The sequence below is a fragment of the Kocuria sp. CCUG 69068 genome, assembly GCF_020833785.1.
GTDB lineage: Bacteria > Actinomycetota > Actinomycetes > Actinomycetales > Micrococcaceae > Kocuria > Kocuria rosea.
Genome location: NZ_PDDL01000141.1, coordinates 1 through 7,305, shown reverse-complemented (window position 1 = coordinate 7,305; position 7,305 = coordinate 1). Strand labels below are relative to the sequence as shown.

Sequence of the window (7,305 nt, the reverse complement as noted above, 5' to 3'; positions counted from 1 at the left end):
CGCCGCGGCCGGCTACGGCCCCGCGCCCGGCTACGGCGCCGGACCCGACGGCCCGTTCTCCGGCGACCCGTCCTCCGGCGTCCCGGTCGACGCCGCGACCCGTCTCGCCCGGCAGCGGGAGGAGTTCGGGGGCCTCCAGCTGGTGCCCGGCTTCTTCGGCTGGCTCAGCGCCATGGCCCTGTCCTGGCTGCTGCTGGCCCTGGCGGGCCTGACCGCGGCCGCGCTGGGGCTGCGCCTCGTGGACGGGGTCGGCGGCGTGGTGGACGACCTCGCCGCCGGGTCCGCGGCGGCCTGGACGGGAGCGGCCGCCCTCGGCCTGGTCGAGTTCATCGCGTTCCTGGGCGGCGGCTACGCCGCGGGCCGGATGGCGCGGTTCTCCGGGGCACGGCAGGGCGTGTCCGTGTGGCTGTGGTCCCTGTTCGGCCGCTCCGTGGCCACCGTCGCGGGACTGGTGTGGGCCGACACCGTCGGCCTGGCGCCCGTGGGCGTCTCGGCCCAGGCGCTGATCGGCGACCTGCTGGTCCCGGGCCTGCTCGCGGTCCTCGCCGTGCTCGCCGTCGACCTGCTCGCGGCGGTGCTCGGCGGGCTGTGGGGCGTCCGCTACCACCGCAGGGTCGATCGCTGGGGGGACGGACCGGAGGACCGGGCCCGGTAACTTTGCGTCCCGGCACCGTGTCGGGTTCGCATCCGACCACCAAAGAGGGGACAATCGGAGCACCTCGGTGAGATCCGTCACCCCCACGCGGAAATCTGCGGACCGGCCCACCGAGCAGCACCCGGAGGAAACACCCATGCCGTCCACCCTTGTCGCCGTCGTCGATGACCACGAGGTCGTCCGGGAGGGCGTCCGCCTCGTCTCCATGACCTCGCAGGCGGACGTGAAGCTCGTCGGATCGGCCTCCAGCGTCCCCGGACTCCTCGACCAGCTGGGCCGGGACCCCGAGAACCCCGCCCTCACCGCCCAGGGCGCCAAGCGGATCGAGTGCGAGGTCGTGCTCCTGGACCTGTCCCTCGACGACATGTCCCGACCCGCCACCAACGTGGAGCTGCTGCGCGCCGCCGGCATGAAGGTGCTCATCTTCAGCATCGGCGAGAACGCCGCGCTGATCCGCGAGGCGCTGCGGGCCGGCGCGCTGGGCCTGGTGCGCAAGTCGGACCCGCTCGAGCACGCGATCGAGGAGGCCCGCAACATCGCCGAGGGCAAGCCGGTGATCACCAAGGAGCTCGCCGCCGCGATCGACGGGGACGTGGAGTTCTCCCGGGCCAGCCTCTCCCCGCGGGAGCAGGAGACCCTGCGGCTCTACGCCTCCGGCTTCGCCCAGGTCCAGGTCGCACGCCGGATGGGCATCAAGCAGAGCGCCGTCAAGACCAACATCGACCGCATCCGGGAGAAGTACGCGCGCGTCGGACGCCCGGCGCCCACCAAGATCGACCTGCGCATCCGGGCGATCGAGGACGGCCTGGTCGAGCCCACGGCGGACATCACCACGGCGGAGAAGCATCTGTGATCCGCCCCTCGCCCCGGTGAGGGCCGCCGCTCCGTGAGCCACGCCGCGCACCGGCCCCCGCTCGCCTACCGGAAGGTCCCCGCCCGGCGGCGCCGCAGCAGCCTCCTGGTGCCGACCTCGCCGCAGGAGCTGGGGATGAACTCCTACCGCATCCACCTGCTCGCGAACATCTGCCACGGGCTGGTCGTCGTCGCGCTGTTCCTGGAGGCCCTCACCATCGTCGAGGACCAGCTGCGCGCCTTCGAACGGTGGCACCTGGTGTTCCTGCTGGCCCTCCTGGTCAACGGCGGCGCGATGCTCCTCCAGGGCGCCAGGCGGCAGGTGCGGATGTGGCCGGTGCTCGCGGCCCCGGTGCTCGTGGCCCTCACCGTCCTGACCCTCCCGCTCGCCTGGACGGGCGCCGCTCCGCCGCAGGACCCGTGGGTGGAGCCGTTCATCCTGCTCGCGGCCGCCGCCACCGTGGTCGCGTGGAGCATCGAGCTGGCAGTCGCGTACCTGGCGTCCGTCACGGTCTTCTACGTCCTGGTCATGGTGCGCACCACGGAGTCGGCGGACGTGATGGGCGTGCTGTTCGACGCCACGAGCCGGATCGCGTTCGGCGTGGTCCTCGTGGTGCTGATCAGCCTGGTCTACAAGGGCGGGCAGAACGCGGACCAGGTGTACGCGGCCGCGATCGCGCAGGAGCTGCAGCTGAACCGCTCGCGCTCGCAGGCCGAGGAGCAGGAGCGGCTGGACCGCCTCATCCACGACAACGTCATGGCCGCCCTGCTGGACGCCGGACGGGCCCCGGGCCCCGTCCAGCGGCGCACCCGGGAGCTGGCCCAGCGGGCCCTCGAGGTCCTCGCCTTCGAGGAGCGCCGCGCCGAGGGCAAGGGCACCACCATGGTGCACACCTTGCTCGACGACCTCCTCGAGTCCCTGTCCCCGTGGCGCAACCGGGTGCGCTTCAACAGCATCACCCCCTACATCAGGCCCCCCGGCCAGCCGCGCCCGCTCATCCCCGTGGAGACGGCGCAGGCGCTCGTGCAGGCGGTCACCGAGGCGGTCTCCAACAGCGCCCGCCACGCCGGCACCGAGGTCACCTTCGTGACCATGGACGGCGGCGTGTGCCCGCCCACCCCCCTCAACCCCGAGGGCTTCTTCCTTCGCTTCCAGGTGGTGGACCGCGGCCGCGGCTTCCAGGTCCGCAGCATCGACTCCCGGCGGCTCGGGGTGCGCGTGTCCATCCTGGGCAACGTGCGCCACGTGGGCGGCGCGGTGGACGTCGACAGCGCACCGGGACGCGGCACCCGCGTCACGATCCTCTGGCCCCGGGACGCGCAGCCGTGATCTCCCGCACCCTCTTCCATCCCCTGAGCCTGGTCGCCGCCACGGTGTTCTTCCTGATCCCCGTGGTGCTCGGGATCCTGCAGACGCCCAGCATGGACAAGCCGGACCTCATGCAGGCCGCGCTCGTGACCTACGTGGTCGCGGTGGCGCTGGTCGTCTACCCGTACCGGCAGCGCCGGCTGCCCGATCTGCCCGCGGCCCTGGGCGTGCTCCTCATGCTGGTGTCGATCCAGCGCTCCTACGACGCCCTGAACCCCCAGGCGGAGCTGTTCGGCGGGCAGTGGTTCACCCTGGGCTTCGACGGCTTCCTCGTGGTCCTGGGCATCCGGCGCCGCGCGGGGTGGGGCTGGGCCACGCTCGTCATCGCGGTCGCCGTGTCCATGACGTGGGGCGCCCGCTCCGCCCTGGGCCTCTGGGACGCGGCGCTGACGAACGCCGCGGCGGCGGCCCTGCTGCTCGCGAGCCAGCTCATCGCCCGGGAGTACGACCGGGCCTCCGCCGCGTTCGCCGAGGCCCGGGACATGGTGATCTCGGCGCGCTCCCACGACGAGGCGGAGCAGGACACGGTCAACGCCTCCGTGCAGCGCGTGCACGAGGTGCGCCGCCTCGCGGGCGGGCTGCTCGAGCGGATCGCGCACGACCCCTCCCCCGTCTCCGAGTACGAGATCGAACAGTTCCGCCTCACCGAGGCGCAGCTGCGGGACTCCATCCGGGGCCGGTCGATCGCCACCCCCTACCTGCTCGAGGTCACGCGGGCGGCGCGGGCCCGGGGCGTGCTGGTGGACATCCTGGACGAGCGCGGCAGGCCCCTGCCCACGGCGGTGCTGCGCGCGGCCACCCGCCAGGCCATGGAGGTGCTCAACGCCGCGACCTCGGGGTCGGTCACGATCCGCGCCTTCCCGGAGGGAGAGCCCGCCGCGGTGTTCATCGTCCACGACGGCAACGCCGGGGACGAGGAGCCCGTGGCCATCGAGATCGCCGACGGCACCGGTGCGGTCTCCCGGTTCTGACCGGCTCCACCGCCCGCGGTGCGGGCACCCGCACTGCACCCGGTCGTCCGGCGCCCCGGACACCGGCGGCACCGTCCACAGGGAGCCGCGTGCCTGCGGTCCGCCGGCCCGGCGTTCCTACCGTGGTCCCATGGACACCGCCTCCGCCGGGCACGGCCCGCACCCCGCCGACGACCGCTCCCGCGGCACCCACGACCGCCCCGGCGACCGCCCGCCCGACACCGCCCTCCGGGACGGTGGCGTCCGCTCCCCCTACGACGCCTTCCGCGCCGTGCTCTGCGGGGACGGCCTGCGCCGCTGCCCCTGGGCGCCCACGGGCCCGGCCGCCCTCGAGGAGCACGACCGGCGCTGGGGCGCACGGCCCGCGGACTCCTCCGGCTGGTTCGAGGCCCTCGGCCTGGAGATCTTCCAGGCGGGCCTGGCCCGCTGGAGCATCGCCCAGCGGCGGGAGGGCCTGCGCCGGGCGCTGCGGGACTTCGTCCCCGAGGAGATCGCCCGGATGACCGAGGACGACGTCGACGAGCTGCTCCTGGATCCCGCGGTCATCCGCAACCGGGTCAAGATCGAGGCCGTGGTGCACAACGCGCGCGCCTGCCGCGGACTCGGTCCCGAGGACTGGGCGGAGCACGTCCGGGATCTCCGCCCGGCCGCCGCCGAGCCGCCCCTGACCGTCCTGGAGGAGTCGCGCCGCTCCCCCGAGGGGGACCGGCTGGCCGCCCGGCTCAAGGAGCAGGGACTCGTGTTCGTGGGGCGCACCACCGCGCACCGGTTCCTGCTCCGCACCGGGGTGCTCCCCGGGCACCTGGCCGGGTGCTTCAGGGACGGGACTGGAACCGGAGGATCCGGGTGAGGGCCTCCTCCACCCGGTCGGGCCCCGCGGCGAAGGACAGCCGCACCGCGCGGTGGCCGCGTGCGGCGTCGAAGTCCAGGCCCGGGACGACCGCGACGGCCTCCGCCTCCAGCAGCCGCCGGCACCACTCCAGGGAGCTGCCGTGCCGCTCGAGCTGCTCCCCGAGGTCGGCGTAGAGGTAGAACGCCCCGTCCGCCGGCGCGACCTCGCCCCACCGGAGCGCCGGGAGCGCGTCCAGGAGCAGGCTCCGGGAGCGCGCGAACTGCTCGACCGCCCGGTCCGCCTCGGCGTAGGCGTCCGGGGTGAAGGCCTCCACGGCGGCGTGCTGCGCGGCGGCGGGCGGGCAGAGGCTCAGGTTGCCGGCCAGCGCGTCGACCGCGGCCGCGAGGTCCCGGGGCAGCAGGGCCCACCCGAGCCGCCACCCCGTCATCCCCCAGTACTTGGAGAAGGAGGAGATCACCACGGCGTCGCGGTCGTGCTCCCACGCGCTGGTGCCCCGGTACGGTCCGCCGTCGCGGGGCGCGCCGCCCTCCGGGGCGGTGTGCACGATCCCGTGGTAGATCTCGTCGCTGATCAGGCGCGTCCCGTGCTCGGCGCACCACCGGGCCAGCGCCGCCAGCTCCCCGGGCTCCAGCACGGTGCCGGTCGGGTTCGCCGGGCCCGCCACCACCAGTCCCTGCAGGGGCCCGTGCTCGGCGACCGCGGCGTCGAGCATCCCGGGCGTGGGCTGGAAGCGGGTCGCCGCCCCGCAGTCGAGCTCGACCACCTCGGCGCCCAGGGCGGCCAGGGTGTTGCGGTAGGCGGGGTAGCCCGGCCGGCACACCGCCACCCGGTCCCCCGCGTCGAACGCCGCCAGGAAGGTGAGCACGAGCGCCCCGGAGGCCCCCGTGGTGATCGCGACGTCCTCGGGACGGACGTCGAGCCCGTACCACCGGGCGTAGTGGCCGGCCACCGCCCGGCGCAGCGGCTCGATCCCGAGGGCGGGGGTGTAGCCCAGCCCCTCGTTGCGGGCGTGCACCCGGGCGGCCGCCCGCGCGACGGGACCCGGGGCGCCGCCGGAGGGCTCCCCCGCGCAGAGGGAGACGACGTCCCGGCCGGCGGCGCGCAGGCGCTCGACGTCGGCGAGGATCTCCATCACCCGGAACGGCGGCACCGCCGAGCGTGCGGAGGGACGGGGCGGCAGGTGCGCAGGCATGCGCCCAGCCTACGGCCGCCGCGGTCCGGCGCGATCGCGGTCATGCCCCGTCATGCGCACATCGGGGGACAGACTTTTGTCCAGACCTCCGCAATACTGGACCCAGTCCTGGACGTCAGGAGGCCGCACTGAGGCGGTCCTCCGGGCGTGGGGGGACAGGTCTCCGGCAGCAGTGCCGGGGGCCGACGGGCAGGTTGCCACCGCGGCCGGCGTCGCACGAGTGATCCATCGTGAATGAGATGTGTGATTGTGTCTGGGGGGATTTCAATCACGGGTCCACAGGAGATGGGGCGCCGGGCACGGGACGCAACCGCCCAGTTCCACGTCGGTGCGGCGTCGGGCCACGGCCCGGCGGGGAGAGCCGTGAGACGTGGCGGCACGCGCGTCGACGACGCAGCACACGGCCCCGCACCGATCGGTGCGGGGCCGTTGCCGCGCCGCTCGTGCCGCGGACCGCACGGGCCGGGGCTCACTCCAGCAGCAGCGCCGGCTCCTCGAGGATCCGGGCCACGTCCGCGGTGAAGCGGGCCGCGAGGTCCCCGTCGACCACGCGGTGGTCGAAGGACCCGCCCAGCGTGGTGACCCAGCGGGGCACCACGGCGCCGTCCACGACCCACGGCTTCTGCTTGATGCTCCCGAACGCGATGATCGCCACCTCGCCGGGATTGATGATCGGCGTGCCGGTGTCGAGGCCCAGGGCCCCGATGTTGGTCACGGTCAGGGTGCCGCCCTGCATGTCGGCCGGCTGCGTGCGCCCCGCCCGGGCGGTCCGGGAGAGCTCGTCGAGGGCCACGGCCAGCTCGCGCAGCGAGAGGTCCTGGGCGTCCTTGACGTTCGGGACCATGAGACCGCGCGGCGTGGCCGCCGCGATGCCCAGGTTGACGAAGTGCTTGACGAGGATCTCCTCGTCCGTCCACGTCGCGTTGACCATCGGGTTGCGGGCCGCGGCCCACACGACGGCCTTCGCGAGCACCAGCAGGGGCGTGACCTTGACGCCCTCGTAGTCCGGGGCGGCCTTGAGCCGCCGGACGAACTCCATGGTGCGCGTGGCGTCGACCTCCACGAAGACCGAGGCGTGCGGGGCGCTGAAGGCGCTGCGCACCATGTTCTGCGCCGTGGCCTTCCGCACGCCCTTGACGGGGATCCGCTCGATCCGCTCCTCCGGGGCCGCGGGGCGGCGCCGGTCCACGGCCTCGCCGAGCCGCGCCACGTGGGCGAGCAGGTCCTGCTTGGTGATCTGTCCGGCGGCGCCCGTGGCGGGGACGTCGGCGAGGTCGACGCCCAGGTCCCGTGCGGCCTTCCGGACCGGAGGCTTCGCCAGCGCGGGGCGGCGCGGGACGACCTCGACGGCCGGGGGCACGTCGCCGCGACCCGGCCGGCGCCAGACGCCGCTGTCCTCGGCCAGCCGGGCGG

At 74.6% G+C, this 7,305-nt stretch carries 6 protein-coding genes and 1 pseudogene; 5 read left to right on the top strand and 2 right to left on the bottom strand.

Going from position 1 to position 7,305, the window contains the following annotated elements; genetic code table 11:
* The 5 genes and pseudogenes from CRM73_RS17395 to CRM73_RS17375 all read left to right on the top strand — a co-directional run.
* Window positions 1-655: pseudogene (locus tag CRM73_RS17395) on the top strand (hypothetical protein); the annotation flags it as partial.
* A 136-nt stretch (window positions 656-791) separates the two neighbouring features.
* Window positions 792-1,508 carry a response regulator transcription factor gene (locus tag CRM73_RS17390; RefSeq protein WP_017832665.1) on the top strand — a complete coding sequence of 239 codons (717 nt, stop codon included), beginning with the start codon at window positions 792-794 and terminating at the stop codon, window positions 1,506-1,508.
* A gap of 33 nt (window positions 1,509-1,541) precedes the next feature.
* A complete protein-coding gene (locus tag CRM73_RS17385; protein WP_017832666.1) occupies window positions 1,542-2,837 on the top strand; it encodes a sensor histidine kinase in 1,296 nt (431 codons plus the stop codon).
* Window positions 2,834-3,847, top strand: coding sequence for a hypothetical protein (locus CRM73_RS17380; protein ID WP_017832667.1), 1,014 nt, complete (start codon window positions 2,834-2,836; stop codon window positions 3,845-3,847). Before CRM73_RS17385 ends, CRM73_RS17380 begins: the two co-directional genes overlap by 4 nt.
* Before the next feature lie 130 nt (window positions 3,848-3,977).
* Complete coding sequence (locus CRM73_RS17375; protein WP_109268233.1) at window positions 3,978-4,697, top strand: DNA-3-methyladenine glycosylase I; 720 nt, start codon at window positions 3,978-3,980, stop codon at window positions 4,695-4,697.
* Here the strand turns inward: CRM73_RS17375 and CRM73_RS17370 are convergent.
* Together CRM73_RS17370 and CRM73_RS17365 are read right to left on the bottom strand one after the other, a co-directional pair.
* Complete coding sequence (locus tag CRM73_RS17370) at window positions 4,663-5,892, bottom strand: aminotransferase class I/II-fold pyridoxal phosphate-dependent enzyme (protein WP_035928190.1); 1,230 nt, start codon at window positions 5,890-5,892, stop codon at window positions 4,663-4,665. The genes CRM73_RS17375 and CRM73_RS17370 overlap by 35 nt on opposite strands.
* A 469-nt stretch (window positions 5,893-6,361) precedes the next feature.
* A partial coding sequence (locus CRM73_RS17365) for a dihydrolipoamide acetyltransferase family protein (RefSeq protein WP_229588617.1) occupies window positions 6,362-7,305 on the bottom strand: 944 nt, incomplete at its 5' end.